The sequence below is a fragment of the Ruegeria sp. AP11 genome, from assembly GCF_056535865.1.
Genome location: NZ_JBQFJB010000001.1, coordinates 3,508,220 through 3,527,435 on the forward strand (window position 1 = coordinate 3,508,220; position 19,216 = coordinate 3,527,435).

General features: G+C 61.1%; 20 protein-coding genes. 6 read left to right on the plus strand and 14 right to left on the minus strand.

All coding sequences use genetic code 11. The features are described 5' to 3' along the window. Positions 1-37: 37 nt before the first annotated feature. The 7 genes from ACR3E4_RS17530 to ACR3E4_RS17560 form a co-directional block, all read right to left on the minus strand. On the minus strand, positions 38-688 hold the full coding sequence (locus tag ACR3E4_RS17530; RefSeq protein WP_480532066.1) for a protein-L-isoaspartate(D-aspartate) O-methyltransferase: 651 nt from the start codon (positions 686-688) through the stop codon (positions 38-40). After that, positions 685-1,467, minus strand: coding sequence for a 5'/3'-nucleotidase SurE (gene surE / locus ACR3E4_RS17535; protein ID WP_480532064.1), 783 nt, complete (start codon positions 1,465-1,467; stop codon positions 685-687). The genes ACR3E4_RS17530 and surE overlap by 4 nt, the downstream gene beginning before the upstream one ends. Before the next feature lie 120 nt (positions 1,468-1,587). Beyond that, complete coding sequence (locus ACR3E4_RS17540) at positions 1,588-2,631, minus strand: ABC transporter ATP-binding protein (protein WP_480532355.1); 1,044 nt, start codon at positions 2,629-2,631, stop codon at positions 1,588-1,590. A gap of 123 nt (positions 2,632-2,754) precedes the next feature. Beyond that, positions 2,755-3,801 carry a methyltransferase domain-containing protein gene (locus ACR3E4_RS17545; RefSeq protein WP_480532062.1) on the minus strand — a complete coding sequence of 349 codons (1,047 nt, stop codon included), beginning with the start codon at positions 3,799-3,801 and terminating at the stop codon, positions 2,755-2,757. A 117-nt stretch (positions 3,802-3,918) separates the two neighbouring features. Then, complete coding sequence (locus tag ACR3E4_RS17550) at positions 3,919-5,040, minus strand: DNA alkylation repair protein (RefSeq protein WP_480532060.1); 1,122 nt, start codon at positions 5,038-5,040, stop codon at positions 3,919-3,921. A gap of 2 nt (positions 5,041-5,042) precedes the next feature. Then, a complete protein-coding gene (locus ACR3E4_RS17555; RefSeq protein ID WP_480532058.1) occupies positions 5,043-5,822 on the minus strand; it encodes an SDR family oxidoreductase in 780 nt (259 codons plus the stop codon). A 73-nt stretch (positions 5,823-5,895) separates the two neighbouring features. Further along, positions 5,896-6,258, minus strand: a complete 363-nt coding sequence (locus tag ACR3E4_RS17560; RefSeq protein WP_480532056.1) for a SnoaL-like domain-containing protein — start codon at positions 6,256-6,258, stop codon at positions 5,896-5,898. 109 nt (positions 6,259-6,367) lie between these two features. On the opposite strand from ACR3E4_RS17560, the gene ACR3E4_RS17565 reads away from it, so the two are divergent. The 3 genes from ACR3E4_RS17565 (at position 6,368) to ACR3E4_RS17575 (ending at position 10,498) form a co-directional block, all read left to right on the plus strand. Beyond that, positions 6,368-7,972: a peptide chain release factor 3 gene (locus ACR3E4_RS17565; RefSeq protein WP_480532054.1), complete on the plus strand. Its 1,605-nt coding sequence runs from the start codon at positions 6,368-6,370 to the stop codon at positions 7,970-7,972. A gap of 21 nt (positions 7,973-7,993) precedes the next feature. Continuing rightward, on the plus strand, positions 7,994-8,935 hold the full coding sequence (locus tag ACR3E4_RS17570) for a glycosyltransferase family 2 protein (protein WP_480532052.1): 942 nt from the start codon (positions 7,994-7,996) through the stop codon (positions 8,933-8,935). Positions 8,936-9,118: 183 nt separating this feature from the next. After that, positions 9,119-10,498, plus strand: coding sequence for a DEAD/DEAH box helicase (locus ACR3E4_RS17575; protein ID WP_480532050.1), 1,380 nt, complete (start codon positions 9,119-9,121; stop codon positions 10,496-10,498). Here ACR3E4_RS17575 and ACR3E4_RS17580 read toward each other — a convergent pair. The 3 genes from ACR3E4_RS17580 to ACR3E4_RS17590 are packed head-to-tail and all read right to left on the minus strand — an operon-like array spanning position 10,495 to position 12,517. Beyond that, positions 10,495-11,397, minus strand: a complete 903-nt coding sequence (locus ACR3E4_RS17580) for an EamA/RhaT family transporter (protein ID WP_480532048.1) — start codon at positions 11,395-11,397, stop codon at positions 10,495-10,497. The genes ACR3E4_RS17575 and ACR3E4_RS17580 overlap by 4 nt on opposite strands. A gap of 21 nt (positions 11,398-11,418) precedes the next feature. Further along, positions 11,419-12,321: a fatty acid desaturase gene (locus ACR3E4_RS17585; RefSeq protein ID WP_480532046.1), complete on the minus strand. Its 903-nt coding sequence runs from the start codon at positions 12,319-12,321 to the stop codon at positions 11,419-11,421. After that, complete coding sequence (locus ACR3E4_RS17590) at positions 12,314-12,517, minus strand: DUF2061 domain-containing protein (protein WP_480532044.1); 204 nt, start codon at positions 12,515-12,517, stop codon at positions 12,314-12,316. The genes ACR3E4_RS17585 and ACR3E4_RS17590 overlap by 8 nt, the downstream gene beginning before the upstream one ends. Before the next feature lie 109 nt (positions 12,518-12,626). On the opposite strand from ACR3E4_RS17590, the gene ACR3E4_RS17595 reads away from it, so the two are divergent. Further along, positions 12,627-13,493, plus strand: coding sequence for a helix-turn-helix domain-containing protein (locus ACR3E4_RS17595; RefSeq protein WP_480532042.1), 867 nt, complete (start codon positions 12,627-12,629; stop codon positions 13,491-13,493). Positions 13,494-13,569: 76 nt separating this feature from the next. Next, a complete protein-coding gene (locus tag ACR3E4_RS17600) occupies positions 13,570-13,752 on the plus strand; it encodes a hypothetical protein (protein ID WP_480532040.1) in 183 nt (60 codons plus the stop codon). Position 13,753: 1 nt separating this feature from the next. Here the strand turns inward: ACR3E4_RS17600 and ACR3E4_RS17605 are convergent, their stop codons facing one another. From ACR3E4_RS17605 to bcoG, 3 genes are all read right to left on the minus strand, one after another. Beyond that, positions 13,754-14,515: an SDR family oxidoreductase gene (locus tag ACR3E4_RS17605; protein ID WP_480532038.1), complete on the minus strand. Its 762-nt coding sequence runs from the start codon at positions 14,513-14,515 to the stop codon at positions 13,754-13,756. Then, positions 14,512-15,975, minus strand: a complete 1,464-nt coding sequence (locus ACR3E4_RS17610; RefSeq protein WP_480532036.1) for a carnitine 3-dehydrogenase — start codon at positions 15,973-15,975, stop codon at positions 14,512-14,514. Before ACR3E4_RS17610 ends, ACR3E4_RS17605 begins: the two co-directional genes overlap by 4 nt. A gap of 70 nt (positions 15,976-16,045) precedes the next feature. Next, positions 16,046-16,963 (minus strand): 3-dehydrocarnitine:acetyl-CoA trimethylamine transferase BcoG, encoded by a 918-nt coding sequence (gene bcoG, locus ACR3E4_RS17615; protein WP_480532034.1) that lies wholly within the window; start codon positions 16,961-16,963, stop codon positions 16,046-16,048. A gap of 131 nt (positions 16,964-17,094) precedes the next feature. Here bcoG and ACR3E4_RS17620 point away from each other — a divergent pair, with 131 nt between their 5' ends. Next, on the plus strand, positions 17,095-18,081 hold the full coding sequence (locus tag ACR3E4_RS17620) for a GlxA family transcriptional regulator (protein WP_480532032.1): 987 nt from the start codon (positions 17,095-17,097) through the stop codon (positions 18,079-18,081). Positions 18,082-18,157: 76 nt separating this feature from the next. Here ACR3E4_RS17620 and ACR3E4_RS17625 read toward each other — a convergent pair whose 3' ends face one another. Further along, complete coding sequence (locus tag ACR3E4_RS17625) at positions 18,158-19,204, minus strand: aldo/keto reductase (protein ID WP_480532030.1); 1,047 nt, start codon at positions 19,202-19,204, stop codon at positions 18,158-18,160. Positions 19,205-19,216 lie beyond the last annotated feature (12 nt).

Below are 19,216 nucleotides of genomic sequence, written 5' to 3' on the forward strand. Positions count from 1 at the left end.
TTATTCGGGGTTCCAGCGCATAATTCTGAATATACCTTTAAACTCCGTCTTTTCCCAGCCCCTCCAGCAGGGGTACGAAACGAACGGGCAAGAGTTCGTCATAGTCCAGTCCGGTTTCGGTGCGGGTCACCCGGATCAGGGTCTGAACCGCATCCGACTGTCCCACCGGCAACACCATGATACCGCCGATTTTCAACTGCGCCAAGAGCGGCCCGGGCGGGTCCTCAGCGGCTGCGGTTACAATGATACGATCAAACGGCGCCTGCTCGGACAGGCCAAACGATCCGTCCGACAACATCGCGGTCACGTTGGTCAGGCCCAGCTCACGGAACAACTGCCCGGTTTCGCGCACCAACCGCTTGTGCCGCTCGACCGTGTAGACGCGGCGCGCCAGCTTGGACAGGATGGCCGCCTGATAACCCGACCCGGTCCCCACCTCCAGAACCGTATCCCGAGGGCTTACCTTCAACGCCTGCGTCATCAGCCCCACGACCGAAGGCTGGCTGATCGTCTGCCCGCAGGCAATCGGCAGCGGCGTATCTTCATAGGCCCGCTCGGCAAACAGGCCTTTGACGAACTGCCCCCGGTCCACCTGCTCCATCGCCGCCAGCACACGCGCATCCGTCACCCCGCGCGAACGCAGGGCAAACAGGAACTGCATGATGGTCTCCGCGCTTGGTCCCGTCATTCGATGACCTTCAACGCCTCAAGCGCATCATGCGCCGTCAGATCGGCCCGCATCGGCGTGACCGAGATATACCCGCCCAGATTCACCGCCGCATCGGTGCCCGGCGCGGTCGGATTGTGCTGATACCCGCCCTTGATCCACAGGAACCGCCGCCCCGAGGGCGAGCTGTGCGGCTCGACCGAAAAATGGGTGTCGCGGCGAAAGCCCTGCGGGGCGACACGGGTGCCCAGAACCTCATCCGCCGGAACCGGCGGGAAGTTTACATTGTAAAACAGCCGGTAATCGCCCTGCTCTTTCGGCGTGGCCTCAAGAATGCGACGCACCAAATCGGCACCAAAGCGCCCCGCGCTTTCAAACGGATCATCCAGACCCAGATTGCGTGGCCCAAAATACTGCGACAGTGCGATGGCGGGAACGCCTTGCAACGCAGCCTCCATCGCCCCGCCGATGGTTCCCGAATACAGGGTATTTTCAGCCGAGTTGTTGCCCCGGTTCACCCCCGACAACACCAGATCGGGAGGCGCGTCTTTCATCACATCATGAAGCCCCGCCAACACGCAATCCGCCGGAGAGCCCTCGGCCGCGAACCGGCGCTCACCCAGTTTGGCAAGCATCATCGGATGGGTGTAGCTGATGCAATGCCCGACGCCCGATTGCTCAAAGGCCGGGGCCACGATCCAGACCTCTCCGTCCGGTCCGGCCAGTTCTGCGGCAATCGCCTCCAGCACGATCAGGCCCGGCGCGTTGATGCCGTCATCGTTGGTCAGAAGAATGCGCATGCCCGTTCCACCCCTGCGTTTCGCCCTTGATAGACCCGCCCCCGGGCTGCGGCAAGCGACGGGCGTGCTCAATCTGCGGCATTCCAGCACCACTTGAGGGGAAATCGTTGTCCAAAGGCCTCAGGTCGGGAATACAAAGCACCTGTCGCGGCGAATGGTCAGCCACATGACCCGGCCCTCTTTCGGCACAAAGACATTCGGAACTGTCGCCTTGAGGATCGATCCGTCATGATCCATGCGAAACTCGACAAGGCTTTCATTGCCCAGAAACCGCGCCCGTTCGACCACGCCCCGCGCGGCGACGCCATCGGTGGGCGTTGGCACCGGGCCTTTGCCGTTGCGGTCGAAATCCAACTTCACGTGCTGGGGCCGGAACACGATCTCAACTGCGGTGCCATCCGGCACGCCCGGCGCCAGAAACCGGCCAAAGGGCGTTTGCGCCAGTGCTCCGTTAACCTCGGACTGCAATACGTTGATATCGCTGAAAAATGCCACCGCCGCCTTGTCTGCGGGACGGGTATAGACGTTATAGGGCGCACCCTGTTGCACGATCTTGCCGCGCCGCATCAGCGCGATTTCATCGGCCATCCGCATCGCCTCTTCCGGCTCATGCGTAACCAGCAGTACGGCGGCATCTTCTTCCTTGAGGATCGCCAGCGTCTCATCCCGAATGCCATCGCGCAGACGGTTGTCGAGGCCCGAGAACGGCTCGTCCATCAGCATGATGCGCGGACGCGGCGCCAGGGCCCGCGCCAGGGCCACCCGCTGCTGCTCACCGCCCGACAGCTGATGGGGGAAGCCGTCGATGAAGCGCATCAGATCGACCTTGGTCAGCAGTTCTTCAACCCGGACGCGTTTCTCGTCCTTGCTGCCCTTCAGGCCAAAGCCCACATTGTCGGCAACGCTCAGATGCGGAAACAGAGCAAAGTCCTGAAACATCAAGCCAATCTCGCGCCGCTCGGGTGGCACCCGGAACACCGTGTCGCAGATCAGCTTGCCATCCACGAAAATCTCACCCGAGGTCTGCATCTCGACCCCTGCGATCATCCGCAGCGTTGTCGACTTGCCGCAACCCGACGGCCCCAGAAGGCAGGTCACCTGCCCCGCCTGCACGGTCAGCGAGACATCGTCCACAACGGTCCGCCCGCCAAAGCGCGCCACCATATTGCGGATCTCCAGTCGCGGAGGAGCTGTATTCACTGTCACCGATGGACCCCGTAGCCTTATCCCGATCAAATCCATCGGGCTTAGGCGGGGATAACAACCCCGCCCCTCAGGCGCAAGTGATCAGCAGCACCCGGTGGACGCTGCTTCGCCCTGAACCACAAACGGGCTGTCGCCGCCGCAGCCTTCGAAGATGCCGTAATGGGTCTTGAAATCACCGATGAACTGGAAATGCCGGGCAAACCGGGTGTCCTGCAGCATCATCCATGTATTGCCGCAGACAGGAAAGACCTTGCCGGTTTCAATGAAATGGTGATCGTCCAGCGCAAATTCATGCGGTGCATGCGGGATGGTCCCCCTGTAGATCACCGCCTGACCATAATCCTCACAGGCCGGTTCCAGCGCCGGAAGCTTGAACAGACGATAAGTGGCCGAGATGAAGCTCAGCGGCGCAACACGTTGTTCCAGCAGTGGATTCTCGATGGTCAGCGGACGGTGCGTAACCCGGCGCGGGTCGCCAAACCCGGCATCGCGCGACATCGACAGGAAGTCATTCCAATACAGCGCGCCGGACAGGCATTCGCCATACAGCACCTCATCCTCGGCCATCGCCTTTGGCACGCGACGGTCGGCATAGACGTCCGAGAAATACATCTCGCCGCCTTCTTTCAGCAGCCGATGCGCACCGCGCAGAACCGCAGCTTTGTCGGTGGCCAGATTGATCACGCAGTTCGAGACGATGATATCGAACGAACCCGGCTCAAGGTCCAGCTCATCCAGCTTTTCGATATAACCGTGGTGGAATTCCACATTGCTGGCTGCATGGCCAAAGGCCTTGGCGTGATAATCCTGATGTGCACGGGCAACGTCCAACTGCTCGGGCGTCATATCCACCCCCACCACGCGGCCCGTTTCCCCCACCATTGCGGACAAGGCATAGACGTCACGGCCCGCACCGCAGCCCAGATCCAGGATCGACATGCCTTCAAGATCCAGCGGCGCAATCAACCCGCAGCCATAGTAACGTGTCAGCACATCATCATGAATTTTCGACAGAATCTTCTTCACATGATCCGGCATGTCATCCGGCGTACAGCAGGCATTGGTCTGAAGATCGGCGCTGCCCTGCAGGACCTCACCATAGTAATTCTGCACAGCTTCATGCTTCATCCGAGCTTTCCTTCCGCGACTGTTTCGATTGCAGCTAGTGCAACCCGCAGTGCGGCGCAATCCGCCACCCCCTGTTCTGACGAAACCGTGAGAGAGCGTTTGTGTCCGGAGCGAAATCTAGCTGGATTCGCCCAGCAGATCGAAATCAACACCGGCGCGAATACGGCCGTTGACCTGAACTTCAAGCCTGTGCGCACCGGGGATCAGCGTGAAGGTTGTCGCGTTGGCCTTCAGTTTGTGACGCTTGCTCAATCGCAGGGAGTCCGCATTGATTTTGCTCTGCTTCAGCTTATGCACCTTGGCCGAAGTTTTTCCGCCAGGTCTTTGGAAATGAATGATATAATCAACCAACACAGGCTGGTCCCTGTCACCGACAATCTCAACTGTGAATTCCAGCGCCCCACCGATGCGGGCCGCACCGTCCAGCGTGATCTGGACATCCATCCGCGCCTCGGGATCGAACCCCAGCACTTTCATCGCCTCGGGATGCCCGGCTTTGACCAGCCCCCGCAACGCATGAGATGTCATCCACGTCAGTTCCTTAGCGTTTTGTGCCCCTGATTTGTCCCAATCCTGCAGGCGATCCAGCACAAGGTCGGGCGATTTCTTGGTGATGTCATTAAGGTGATTGGCCACCGAGCGTGTGACATAGCGCGTCGGGTCACTGTGCAATCGATCCAGCAGAGGCAACGGGTCCGTCAGCGCCAGACCCACCGCTTCACCCCAGGGCAGTCTTGGCCGTGTGCCTTCGCTGACCAGCCTGCGCACGTGATAGCTGGAATGCCCACACCAGTCCTGCATCCGCTCCATCACCCGATCCGGGTGACGGTTCAGAAATGGACGGATCGCCCATTCCATCGAAAACCGCTGGGTCAGTTCCTCCAACACATCCAGAGCCAGATCAGGATGATCCAACCCGACCGAGAACACCCAGTCGCCCAGGGGCGCAAAGATGAAATCACCGAAATCGTCGTCTGTTTTGTCCGGATCAAGTGGCGGCGGCAGCGCGCGCAGGATCACCGGCGCCACCTGCGGCAGCGCGCCTGGAACCGCCTGTTGCAGGCAGTCTGCGATCCAGGCCATCCGCTCTTTCAATTCCAGTTCAGGAAGGCGCGACATCACCTGCGATTCGAATGCAGGGGCATCGAAGCTCGGTTCAGCTTGCGAAAACAACCCGCTGAGATAGCGTGTCTTTTCCGCGTTGAATAGCTGGTCTTTCAGTGAATACCCCTGCGCCATGCTTACATCGTCAGATTGGTGGCGCCGCCATCCAGCAGGATGTTCTGCCCGACGATGAACCCGGCATGTTGCGAACACAAAAACGCGCAGGTGGCCCCGAATTCCTGCCGCTGGCCATAGCGGCGCACCGGAATGGTCGCCGCACGTTCAGCCCGCGCCTCATCGATCGTGATGCCTTTCTGTGCGGAGACCCCACCATCCAGCGCATCTGCCCGGTCGGTGGCATGGATACCCGGCAACAGATTGTTGATCGTCACCCCGCTTGGCGCAACCTGTCGCGCAGTGCCCGCGACATAGCCGGTCAACCCGGTCCGCGCCGCGTTCGACAGACCCAATACGGCAATCGGCGCGCGCACGGATTGCGAGGTGATGTTCACCACACGGCCCCAGCCCTTATCCATCATTCCCGGCAGCAATGCCTTCATAAACGCAATCGGCGTCAGCATATTGGCATCCAGCGCCTTGATGAAATCATCCCGCTCCCAGTCCCGCCACATGCCCGGAGGTGGGCCGCCCGCATTTGTCACAAGGATATCAACACCCTGCGCGGCGTTAATCACCTGCTCCTGACCCTCGACCGAGGTCACGTCGCACGCCACCGTCTGCACGTCGACGCCATGTTCGGCCCGCAGCCGTGTGGCTTCGGCCTCAAGCGCTTCAGTTCCGCGGGCGTTCATCACCAGATCGACGCCCGCCGCGGCCAGCGCTTCGGCGCAACCCAAACCCAAGCCCTTGCTGCTGGCGCAGACCAGCGCCCGTTTTCCGCGTATTCCCAAATCCATCGGGTCCTCCCTGTCCGTCATTTCTGCCTGTCTAGCATCGGCAAGACAGGGAAGACCAGAAACGGATGTTTGATCAGTAGAAGAACTCTTCCCGAACGATCTTGCCGTCTGTTACGTGATAGACACCGACCTCTTTCATATCAAAGCTTTCGCCGGTTTCTTTCACCTTTCCCTGCACTTCAAAGATCACGGCAAAGCGATCCTCGCCATGCGGGTACGGCCCACTGACTGACGCGCCCGATACTTCATGCGCGCTTTCCCACCAGTCATGCTTGCCCCGGATGGCCTCAACCCCGTGCGTCTCGCGCCCCATACCGGCAAAATCCTGTCCCTCGACCGAAACGGCATCCGGCGCATAGAGTTTTTCAAGGTTCTCCTTGGCCCGGTTCTCTCGACATCCGGCAACCAGTTCGTCTGCGATTTCTTTCAGATTCATTGGTCCACTCCACTATTTGTTCACTATATGTTCTTATTGCCATAGCGGACCGATTCGAACCAGTCCCTTTGTCTTGCCTCGGCAGGATTCCCCGCCTATACGCGCCTCTATGCTTGATACCTCGAACCAACCCTCCCTGCCGCCCGAGATCGCTCGTCGCCGGACATTCGCCATCATCTCGCACCCGGACGCGGGCAAGACGACGCTGACAGAGAAATTCCTGCTGTACGGCGGTGCCATCCAGATGGCCGGTCAGGTGCGCGCCAAGGGTGAGGCGCGGCGCACACGGTCGGACTTCATGCAGATGGAGAAGGATCGCGGCATCTCGGTCTCAGCCTCGGCGATGTCGTTCGACTATGGGAACTTCCGGTTCAATCTGGTGGACACGCCCGGCCACAGCGATTTCTCGGAAGATACCTATCGCACGCTGACCGCCGTGGACGCGGCAGTGATGGTGATTGACGGCGCGAAAGGCGTGGAAAGTCAGACGCAGAAACTGTTCGAGGTCTGCCGACTGCGCGATCTGCCGATCCTGACCTTCTGTAACAAGATGGACCGCGAAAGCCGCGATACGTTCGAGATCATCGACGAAATTCAGGAAATGCTGGCCATCGACGTCACGCCCGCCGCATGGCCGATTGGCGTAGGTCGCGATTTCATCGGCTGCTATGACATGCTGCGCGACCGGCTGGAGCTGATGGACCGAGCCGACCGCAACAAGGTGGCCGAAAGCATCCAGATCGACGGTCTGAACGACCCCAAGCTGGCCGAGCATGTGCCCGAACATCTGCTCGAGAAACTGCTGGAAGAGGTCGAGATGGCACGCGAGCTACTCCCGGCGCTCGACCCTCAGGCGGTGCTTGAAGGGCACATGACCCCGATCTGGTTCGGTTCGGCGATCAACTCGTTCGGTGTTAAGGAACTGATGGAAGGCATCGGCGCTTATGGCCCGCAGCCGCAGGTGCAATCGGCACAACCGCGTCAGATCGCGCCGGATGAAAAGAAAGTCGCAGGCTTTGTCTTCAAGGTGCAGGCCAACATGGACCCCAAGCACCGCGACCGGGTGGCCTTTGTGCGTATGGCCTCGGGGCACTTCAAGCGCGGTATGAAGCTGACGCATGTGCGGTCGAAAAAACCGATGGCGATCTCGAACCCCGTCCTGTTCCTCGCCTCCGACCGCGAACTGGCTGAAGAAGCCTGGGCGGGCGACATCATCGGCATCCCCAACCACGGCCAGTTGCGTATCGGCGACACGCTGACCGAGGGCGAGGCGCTGCGCGTGACCGGCATCCCCTCCTTCGCGCCGGAACTGCTGCAAACTGTGCGCGCAGGTGATCCGCTGAAAGCCAAGCATCTGGAAAAGGCGCTGATGCAGTTTGCCGAAGAAGGTGCCGCCAAGGTGTTTAAACCCTCCATCGGATCGGGTTTTATCGTCGGCGTCGTCGGCGCGCTGCAATTCGAGGTGCTCGCCAGCCGGATTGAGATGGAATACGGCTTGCCGGTGCGGTTCGAAGCGTCGCAGTTCACCTCGGCCCGCTGGGTCAGCGGTGACAAGGCGGAGGTTGAGAAACTCGTCAATGCCAACAAGCAGCACATCGCCCATGACCATGATGGCGACATCGTCTATCTGACGCGGCTGCAGTGGGATATCGACCGGGTTGTGCGGGATTACCCCGAACTGAACCTGACCGCGACCAAAGAAATGATGGTCTGATCGGCAAAAGATGGCCCGCCCATGACCAAAGGTCATCCAACCTGGGGCATCGTTTCGATGGTCCGTGGCGAGGCCCGGGATATCCTGCGCTTCGTCGCCCATCACCTCGATCTGGGCGCGGACCAGATGTATGTCTATCTGGACGAACCCAACCGCCGCGCCTTTCGCGCGCTGCGGCAGCATCCCAAGGTACGCGTGCGCATCTGCGATGACGCTTTTTGGGAAAAACGCAAGCGCAACCGCCCGGAAAAGCACCAGTTGCGCCAGACCGTCCACGCGACGTTTGTCTATCGCAACACCCATCTGGACTGGCTGGCCCATATCGATGTGGACGAGTTTTTGTGGCCCGCAAAGCCCATCACCGAACTGCTGTCGGAGATCCCGGCAGAGCCCCCCGCCGTTCGAATGCGCCCGATCGAAGCGATTGCCGGGGACGAGGACCTCTTTAAGGCGCATATCCCCAGAGGCCCGAACCGCGAAGCATTGGTCGAAACCCTCTATCCCAACTACGGCGGATTTGTTCTGGGCGGGTTTCTCAGCCATACGCAGGGCAAGCTGTTCGTGCGCACGGGGATGGAGAACCTCAACTACCGCATTCACAACCTGTTTCAGAACAAAGTGCTTCTGCCGGTAAAAACGGAACTGCCGCAGATTGACCTGTGTCACCGCCATGCACCCAGTTGGGATCACTGGCAGGCGCATCTGCGCTTTCGGATGGATCGCGGGTCCTATCAGGCGGGCATGTCGCCGAATGTGCCCCGCGAACGCGGCGGGCTGAACATGCACGAACTTCTCAGCTGGATCGAGGCGGAACATGGCCCCGACGGGCTGCGTGCTTTTTATGATGAGATGAGCGCCGCCGATGAAGATGTGCGCACCCGGCTGGAAGATTACGAGCTGATCCGGCACAGGCCGCTGAATCTGGATCAGAAAGTGGCGAAACACTTCCCCGGAAGCATCTGAATTGTTGCGGTAAATCGCGCATTCGACAAAGAAGCGGCAAGTTAAGACCTCTTCATTTGACCCTGCCCCACGTTTTTGTTATGCCCCGCCTCAGCCGTTATGCGCACTGGGCGCATGGCCATCCGGGCCCGGCATTTTTCAGACGCGCGGGCCAGGTCAAGTGTCCGCATGAACCGGACATACATGACAAAGTTTAGCGAACTGAACCTGAACCCGAAGGTCCTCAAAGCCATTGAGGAAGCCGGATACGAAACCCCCACTCCGATCCAGGAAGGCGCGATTCCCCCTGCGCTGGAAGGGCGCGATGTTCTGGGCATTGCCCAGACCGGGACAGGCAAAACCGCCAGCTTCACGCTGCCGATGATCACCCTGCTGGCCCGTGGCCGCGCACGGGCGCGGATGCCGCGTTCGCTGGTGCTGTGCCCGACGCGGGAGCTTGCGGCACAGGTGGCGGAAAACTTCGACACCTACGCCAAAAATGTGAAGCTGACCAAGGCGCTGCTGATCGGCGGCGTCAGCTTCAAGGAACAGGACGCCCTGATCGACCGCGGCGTCGACGTGCTGATCGCTACTCCGGGCCGCCTGCTGGACCATTTCGAGCGTGGCAAGCTTCTGCTGACCGGCGTGCAGATCATGGTGGTGGACGAAGCCGACCGGATGCTGGATATGGGCTTTATCCCCGATATCGAACGCATCTTCTCGCTGACGCCGTTCACACGTCAGACGCTGTTCTTCTCGGCCACCATGGCTTCGGAAATCGAACGCATCACCGACACGTTCCTGTCCGCCCCGGCACGGATCGAGGTTGCCCGTCAGGCCACCGCATCCGAGACCATCGAACAGGGCGTGGTCATGTTCAAAGGCGGTCGCCGCGACCGCGAGGCCAGCAACAAACGCAAGGTCCTGCGGGCGCTGATCGACGCCGAAGGCGACAAGTGCACCAACGCCATCATCTTCTGCAACCGCAAGACCGATGTGGATATCTGCGCCAAGTCGCTGAAGAAATACGGCTACAATGCCGCCGCCATCCATGGCGATCTGGACCAGTCGCAGCGGATGAAAACGCTGGATGGGTTCCGCGATGGATCTTTGCGTCTGCTGGTGGCCTCGGACGTGGCCGCGCGGGGGCTGGATATCCCGTCGGTCAGCCACGTGTTCAACTTCGACGTTCCCGGCCATGCCGAGGACTATGTGCACCGCATCGGCCGTACCGGCCGCGCCGGGCGCGAGGGCAAGGCCGTCACGATCTGTTCGGGCCGCGACGAAAAGGCTCTGGATGCGATCGAAAAGCTGATCCAGAAGGACATTCCGCGCCTCGACAACCCAGTCAAGGAAGAACCGAAGGCTGAAAAGCCCAAGCCCGAAAAGAAAACCAAACCCGCCGAAAGCAAGAAAAGCGAAGGCAAGAAGGATCGTGAGCCCAGAGGCCGTGGTCGTGGCCGTCGCGAAGACAGCGGCCCGGCGGTTGTGGGTATGGGCGACCACCTGCCCAGCTTCATCGCGCTCAGCTTTGAAGAACGGCGCGCAGGCACCTCGGCCCTGGTGGACGCTGACGCGTCCTAAATCGCCAGCACCAGCGCCAGTATCGACAGACCCAGCAAGGCCATCCCGGCGATCTCGCGCCGGGTGATGCTCTCGCGGAAGAACAGCAGCGAAGCAAACAGGCTGAGGATCAGTTCCACCTGCCCCAGCGCCTTCACATAGGCCGCGTTTTGCAGCGTGAAGGCGAAGAACCAGCAGAACGATCCGCTGAGGCTGGTGAGCCCGACAAAGACACCAGTGCTCCGTGTCTGCCACACCGCCCGCAACTCGGCCCGGTTGCGCCACACCAGCCACAGGCCCATGCTGACGAACTGGAAGCTTACCACCACGGCCAGCGTCACCAGCGCCCGGAACCACGCGTCGATTTCCCCAAGCTCCAGCGAGGCACCGCGATAAGTGACCGAGGAAAAGGCAAACAGCACCCCGGACCCCAGCCCAAGACGCGAGGCCTTGTTGGTCAGATTATGCCACCAGGCCCCATCGCCACCGGGGGTTTTCGACAGCAACAGCACCGCCATGAGCCCCAGCAGAATGGCCCCCAGCGCGCCGGTCGAAACCTGATCCCCGAGGATGAGGTAACCCACGATAGCGGTCTGAATAACCTCAGTTTTCTTGAAAGTGATCCCGACTGCAAAATTTCGCTGCTTGAACAGGGCCACCACACAGATTGTCGCCAAAATCTGCGATGTCCCGCCGATCACCGCAAACACCCAGAACCGCGTCGTCAGCGACGGCAGCTCAAATCCGGTCACTTGCAGCGCGATGAACAGGCCCAGCAGTGCCAGCGGCATGGAATAGGCGAACCGCGCAAATGTTGCACCTGCAGCCGACAGTTTCACGCTGCTCAGCGATTTCTGCAGCATGAACCGCACGGTCTGAAACGTGGCGGCGGCGATGGTGACGGGAATCCATAAGCTCATGGCTTCCCTTCTGTCCTCAAATCAGGGCTTTGGCCAGAGCGGATGCGCCACCGGGTCCTTGGCGCGCCAGAAATAAGCCCGGAAGATGTCGGCGTAAGAGCGGTAGACATAAGCCTCGTTGCAGGCCAGATAGCGTTCTTTCCCGGCGCGATAGAGCGAGGGCAGACGGTACCACGGGGCCGCTGGATTCATGTGATGAACGACATGCAGATTGTTGTTCAGAAACAGAAAAGCCAGCAGGCCACGGTCTTCGACGATAACGGTTCGCGCACGGGACTTTTCATGTGCGCGATGTTCCAGAAAAGTGCGGATCTTGACCAGCCCCAACCCGATATAGGCCGACAAAACAAAGGCCCAGACCGGCATTGGTGACAGGGAGACAATCCAAAGAACCACGGCCATTCCGGGCAGATGCAAGGCCCAGGCTAGCAGGATATCCCGATTCCCGCGCCGCGCGCCGCGCCATTCATCCCTCAGAAACGCCGCCTGCCCGATCGCAGGCCCCAGAACCATGCGGCCCAGCAGAGTGTTGTTGATCCGGTACAACCGCCGTTGCCACCCTGTCAGCGCGGCCCAGACCTGCGGGTCGAGGTAGTTGGTTTCCGGGTCGTCATATGGATCAGTCAGGTTGGCATCACAATGATGGGCCAGATGCAGGTCCCGGAAACGGTTGAACGGGATGAACAGCGTCAGGGGCAGCGCCATCAGCGCCTCATTCAACCACTTTTGCCGGAATGGATGCCCGTGCAGCGCCTCATGCGTCAGCGACGAGTGCAGCGCCGCGATCAGCCCCATCGCCGGAACGGCCAGCCACAAGGTTACGCCCGCCAGCCAGAACACGGTGCCCAGCCAGACAAGGTAACATCCCACGATCAGGCCAAAAGTAACCCATTCAGGCGATTTCGGTGTCGTGGGTTCAGCCATTGCGACCCCACGCGATACCGGCCCAGATGCGCTCGTAAATAACGTAAAGGGTCAGGCCTATCGCCGTATTGACCAGCGCCAGCACCCCGCCCACTGCGGCTGATCCCGTCGCGATCAGGCCCACCAGCGTCATCACCGCCAGCCCCATCGCATTCCACACCACAGCCTTCACGACCGATCTTCGTCGCGTCTCCATTCCGGACCCCATGTATTGTTTTTGTCATTTCAGCGTTACAGACAGGGCCATGGTTCGGGAATTCTGAATATGATTAACAATTTTCAACATCTGTGATAATTTACACCACATGACGGATAATATCGACAAACGCGACCGCGCGGCGCAGTTTCGCCAACGTCTTGCCCGCGCCATGCAGGACCGGGATATCAGCCAAAGCGCCCTTGCCCGCGATATCGGCGTGGACCGCTCGACCATTTCGCAACTGCTGACCGGAGCGGGCGCGCGCCTGCCCAACGCGCATGTGGTGGGCAGCTGCGCCTCGGCGCTTGGTGTCTCGGTGGACTGGTTGCTGGGCCTCTCTGACCGTCCCGAAAGCGCGGCTGAACTGCTCGCCAGTTCCCTGACGTTGACCGAAGCCGCCCGAGCCCTGGTCGATGAGCGTATCTTCGAATGGCATCAGGAGGCCGCAGGCTACAAAATCCGCTATGTCCCCGCCACCCTGCCCGACATGCTGAAGACCCGCGCCGTGCTGGAATGGGAATACGCCCCGCATCTGGGCCGCACCGCCGATCAGGCGATTGGCGCGTCCGAAGATCGCCTTTCATGGATGCGCAGCGCGCAATCGGATTATGAGATCGCAATGCCGCTCTATGAATTGGAGAGCTTTGCGCAGGCGACCGGTTACTACGAGGGGCTGCCGTTGCAGGCACGACTGGACCAGATCGACCATCTGCTGGCGCTTTGCGAACAGCTCTATCCCCGGCTGCGTATCTATCTGTTTGATGCCAAGCGGCTCTATTCCGCGCCGGTCACGATATTCGGCCCCTTGCTCTGCGTATTCTATGCGGGCAGCCACTATATGGCCTTCCGCGACCGCGACCGGATCGAGGTGTTTACCCGCCATTTCGACCGTTTGGTGCGCGAGGCAGACATGACCGCCCGTGAAATCCCCTGTTATCTGAACCAGTTACGGGCCGAAATCATCCGGACATGACCTGAGCCATAACCTGTAGTATAGTCGTTTGGCGCGAACCATCAGACATTCCGATCTGAGATGGAGGATGACAGGAATGGACGCACTCAAGACCGCTCAATACGCACGAGCCCTCTATGCCGCCCACGGGGATCGGGCCGAGGCCGAAGCCGCGCAGAAAATGCGCGAATGCGAAGCCGCCGGAAACAAGCAGGAGGCGCAGGACTGGCAAGCCGTTCGCGGCGCAATCCGCCAGATTCGCGGCCCCAATCAGGGCTGAGCTACAGTTTCGGGTCGGGATTGACCGTATGACCATCCACCGCGATCACCTGACCCGACACCAGCCGCGCCGCATCTGACGCCAGAAACACGGCCATATTCGCGATGTCCCGCGCTTCGACAAAGCGGCCCATTGACGTGCCCGAGGCATAGCCTTGATAAACCTGATCGCGGGTCATGCCCTTGGCGTCGGCCTCGCGTTGCAATACACCCTCCATCCGGGGGCCTTCGACTGAGCCGGGGCAGATGACGTTGCAGCGGATGCCATGTGGCCCAAGCTCCATCGCCAGTGTCTTGCCAAGCCCCACCATGCCCCATTTCGCCGCCGCATAGGGCGCGCGGTTGGGATAGCCATACTGACCCGCCGTCGACGACGTGATCAGAACTGCGCCGCTGCGCTGCCGTTTCATGATCGGGGTGGCGTATTTGCTGCACAGAAACGCACCTTCAAGGTTTACGGAAAGGCAGGACTGCCAATCGCTTAGCGCCACATCCTCAACCGCAGCCGTCGGCCCGGCAATGCCGGCATTGGCGCACAGCACATCCAACCCGCCCCAATCGGCCTCAATCTCAGAGAACAGCGCCGCCACCGCCGCCTCATCCGAGACATCCAACTGACTGCATTTCCAATGCGCCGGACAATCGGCCAGCGCCTCCGGGTCCATGTCGGCAACCCAGACCTGCGCCCCCGCAGCATCGAACGCCTCGGCCATCGCCCGTCCGATGCCCGAAGCCCCTGCCGTGATCAGAACCCGGCCGCTCATGCGGGTTTGCGGATCGCAGCGCCTGCGCCATCCGGATAGGGCAACCCGGCCTGCGCCTCGGCAATCCGCGCCATCGCAGCCTCGATCTCGGGCGATGGCGCACTGGGGCGACGGGTTTCCAGACTGACATGCAGCAAAAAGCTCTCGCCCGTCGCCAGCAGCGTATCGCCCGCAAACATCTCATGGAACACATGCAGCTTCTTGCCCTGCCCCAGCAGCATCTGCGTGCGCACTTCGATCTTCGCGCCCGCGTGGACCTCGTTCATGTAACGAATGTGATTTTCAGCGGTGAAATAGCTGCCGCCCGTCTGGATATAGTCCATGTCGCAACCGATGATCTCCATGAACCGGTCGGTCGCGGCGGCAAAGGCTTCCAGATACTTCGCCTCATTCATGTGACCGTTGTAATCGGTCCAATCCAGCGGCACGGCACGGGCCAGCGTCAGGATCGGCTTGCTCAGATCCGCCTGATCCAGCGTCGGCAACGCGCCGGGCTTCAGCATCGCATCATGCTGGTTCAGCACCGCACCCGCCCCGTAATTCTGCGCCTTAAGCGCCCGCATCATGCCCACCAGATTGTTGTCGCGGATACGCTCCAACTCGCGGATCGAGTGCATTCCCGATTGCGCATCCGATTGGTCGGCAATCAGGTCGACCAATTCATCGGTAAACTCGGGCACATCCATCAACTTGGTCCAGGGCCATTTCAGCGCGGGGCCGAACTGCGCCATGAAATGCCGCATCCCGGCCTCGCCACCCGCCACGCGATAGGTCTCGAACAGTCCCATCTGCGCCCAGCGGATGCCAAAGCCCATGCGGATCGCCTCATCGATCTCTTCCGTCGTGGCGATGCCGTCCTTGACCAGCCACAACGCCTCGCGCCAGACCGCCTCAAGGAACCGGTCGGCGATATGGGCGTCGATCTCTTTCTTGATGTGAAGCGGGAAGAACCCGACCAAAGTCAGCAATTCCCTGGCCCGTTCGACCATCTCGGGAGGGTTCTTGTCTGTTGGCACCAATTCGATCAGCGGCAACAGATAGACCGGATTGAACGGATGCGTCACCACGATCTGCTCGGGCCGCAACGCGCCTTCCTGCAGTTCCGATGGCTTGAACCCGCTGGTCGAGGACCCGATGATCGCCTCCGGCTCACACGCCGCCTGCAACCCTTTGTAAACCTTCAACTTCAGGTCCAGCCGCTCTGGCACGCTCTCCTGAATCCAGACGGCCCCCTGAACCGCGTCAGCCATATCCTCATGAAAACTCAAGGCCCCCTCGGGCGGCAACGGCACATCACTCAACCCCGGCAAAGACCGCCGGGCATTGTCCAGAACCTCACCAATCTTGCGCTCGGCTTCGGGGTCCGGGTCAAACACCCGCACATCCCAGCCATTCAGCAAGAACCGCGCGGCCCACCCGCCGCCGATAACTCCACCACCGATGATTGCCGCCGTTTTCATCCAGTCACGCCCCAAACTTCATCTTTTCAAAAATACTCCGGGGGTTTGGGGGCTGGCCCCCAACCCGCCCTTACTTCGCAACCGGCGCCCGCTTGACCAGCCCCAGCTTCTCACGCACTTCCTGCGGCCCGATCACCCGCGCGCCCATATTCTCGATGATGGTGCCCGCCCGTTCAACCAACTGCCAGTTCTCGGCCAGCACGCCCTTGTCCAGCCACAGATTGTCCTCCAGCCCGACCCGCACATTGCCGCCCGCCAGCACGGTCGCCGCCACATAGGCCATCTGGTTCCGCCCCAGCGAAAACGCACTGAAGGTCCAGTCATCCGGCACATTGTTCACCATCGCCATGAAGGTGTTCAGATCGTCGGGCGCGCCCCACGGCACGCCCATGCAGAGCTGAACCAGAGCGTTCGGCTCCAGAATCCCCTCCTTCACCAATTGCTTGGCAAACCACAGATGACCGGTATCGAAGGCCTCGATCTCGGGTTTGACGCCCATGTCGGTCATCATCTGCCCCATCGCCCGCAGCGCGCCGGGGGTGTTGGTCATCACGTAATCGGCTTCGGCAAAATTCATGGTGCCACAATCGAGCGTGCATATCTCGGGCAGACATTCCGCGATATGCGCCACCCGCTCGGACGCGCCAATCATGTCGGTCCCTGCTTCATTCACCGGGAACGGGCTCTCGACACCGCCAAACACGATGTCGCCCCCCATCCCTGCGGTCAGGTTCAGCACCACATCCACATCGGCGTCCCGAATACGGTCGGTGACTTCGCGATACAGATCCAGCCGACGGCTGGGCGCGCCGGTCTCGGGGTCGCGCACATGGCAATGCACCACCGCCGCACCGGCCTTGGCCGCGGCAATCGCGCTGTCAGCGATCTGCTGCGGCGAGCGCGGCACATGCGGGCTTCGATCCTGCGTCCCGCCTGACCCGGTGACGGCGCAGGTGATGAAGACTTCGCGGTTCATTTCCAGAGGCATGGTGTTTTCCCCAACTTATACCCGGTTTCGCCATGGGTTTTCCCCAGACTTCTCCCCGGATTCCGATTTGCGTCACGACAAACTCTGACGCAGCCTTGTGGAAACACTTGCCAGAATGCGAATCGAACTTGATGAAATCCGCAAAAAACATACTCCAGCCTGAACACCGCGCGCTGAAAACGGCGGTGCTGGTGCTGGACGAATGCAACACGCTCAGCTTCGCCGCAGCGGTCGATCCGATGCGCGCCGCCAATCGTCTGGCCGACCGCCCCGCGTTCGACTGGGATTATGTCACCGCCACCGCGGAACCGGCCATGCTGACCAGCGCCCTCAATGTACCCGGCATCCCGCTGGCGCGGCTGCAGGGCTGCGACCTGATGATTGTCGTGGCCGGGTTCCAACTCGCGCGCCACGCCACCCCCAGCCTGTTGGCCGGTCTGCGCCGCATTGCCGGTACCGGCGCCACCATGGCCGGCATCGATGGCGGCCCCTGGCTGCTGGCCGAAGCCGGGCTTCTGGACGGTCACGCCGCCACCACCCATTGGGAGGATCTGGACAATTTCGCCGCCCGCTTCCCCGAGGTGACGGTCCGGCCCGACCGGTTCACCGTTTCCGATAACCGCCTGACCTCGGGCGGCGCAATGCCGGCGGTCGAGATGATGCTGCACATCATCGCTGCCCGCCACGGCGCAGGGTTCGCTGCCCGTGTCTCGGGCCTGTTCCTCTATGAAGGCGCGCCCGAGCCGTCGAAACCGCAAAGCCGCACCGGTATTCCGCACCGCCACACGGCGCTGACGGCCAAGGCCAACACGCTGATGGAATCGTCGCTGGATGACCCGCTGCCACTGGCCAATATCGCGGAAACACTGGGCACCAGCCCGCGCACCCTGCAACAGCAATTCCGCCTGCGCCTGAACACCACCCCGCAGGATCATTACCTGCAACTCAGACTGGCCGAGGCCCGACGTCTGGTCACCGACACCGACATGCCGCTGTTCGAGGTGGCACTGGCCACCGGCTTCGCTTCGCAATCCAGCTTCGCCCGCGCCTTCCGCACCGCCCACGGCCTCTCGGCCCGCGACCTCAGACAAGACCGCACGCAACCCACCCATCACTGACGGGATCCCAGCTTCATCTGGCGAAAAATATCCCGGGGGAGTCGCCTCAGGCGACGGGGGCAGAGCCCCCTCTGCCCTAGTAAGGCATTGGAAACGCCCGATGGGCCGCGCTGATCTCGGCCAGCACCTCGGGCGACAGCACCAGATCCTTGCCCGCCAGAATATGCTCCAACTGCGCGGTCGTCGTTGCCCCGAAAATCACCGACCCCATGAACGGGCGGCTCTGAGACCAGGCCAAGGCCATATGCACCGGGTCCAACCCATGCCGCGCGGCGATATCCAGATAGGCGGCAACCGCATCAAACGCCCTCGGCGAGGTGCGCCCGCCCATCTCCGGCACCAACGACATGCGCGATCCTTCAGGCACCGCACCATCCTGATACTTGCCCGTCAGAAACCCTGCCGCCAGAGGTGAGAACGCCAAAAGACCCACATCCTCGAACATGCACAGCTCGGCCAGATCAGTGTCGAACAGGCGGCACATCAGCGAATACTCGTTCTGAATCGACGCGACGCGCGGACCTCCGACCTCATCCGAGGCGCGCAGCCATTGCGCCGTGCCCCAGGCGCTTTCGTTCGACAGGCCAAAGGCGCGGATATTGCCCTTGTCGACCTGCGCCTGCAGCGCGATCAGACTCTCCTGCATCTCGGCCACGACCTCATCGCGGTTGTGACCCGAAGGTGTGTAATCCCAGTTCTGCCGGAACATATAGCTTCCGCGATTGGGCCAGTGAAACTGATAGAGGTCGATGCAATCCGTCCGCAGCCGCCGCAACGAGCCTTCGATGGCTTCCGGGATGGTCTCTTTCGAAATCGGCGCCCCGTTCCGCGCATGAACGAACCCCTCGCCCGAATGCTTGGTGGCCAGCACATATTCTCCACGTCGGGACGGGTTGGCAGCGTTCCAGTTGCCCAGAATCTCTTCGGTGCGTCCCACGGTCTCTTTCGAGATCGGGTTCACCGGGTACATTTCCGCCGCATCGACAAAATTGATGCCGCCCGCAAGCGCCATATCCATCTGTCGATGCGCATCCGATTCCGAGGTCTGCGTGCCAAAGGTCATCGTACCCAGACACAGATCCGACACGACAATATCCGTGCGGCCCAAAGGCTTCATTTTCATCCGAAATCTCCT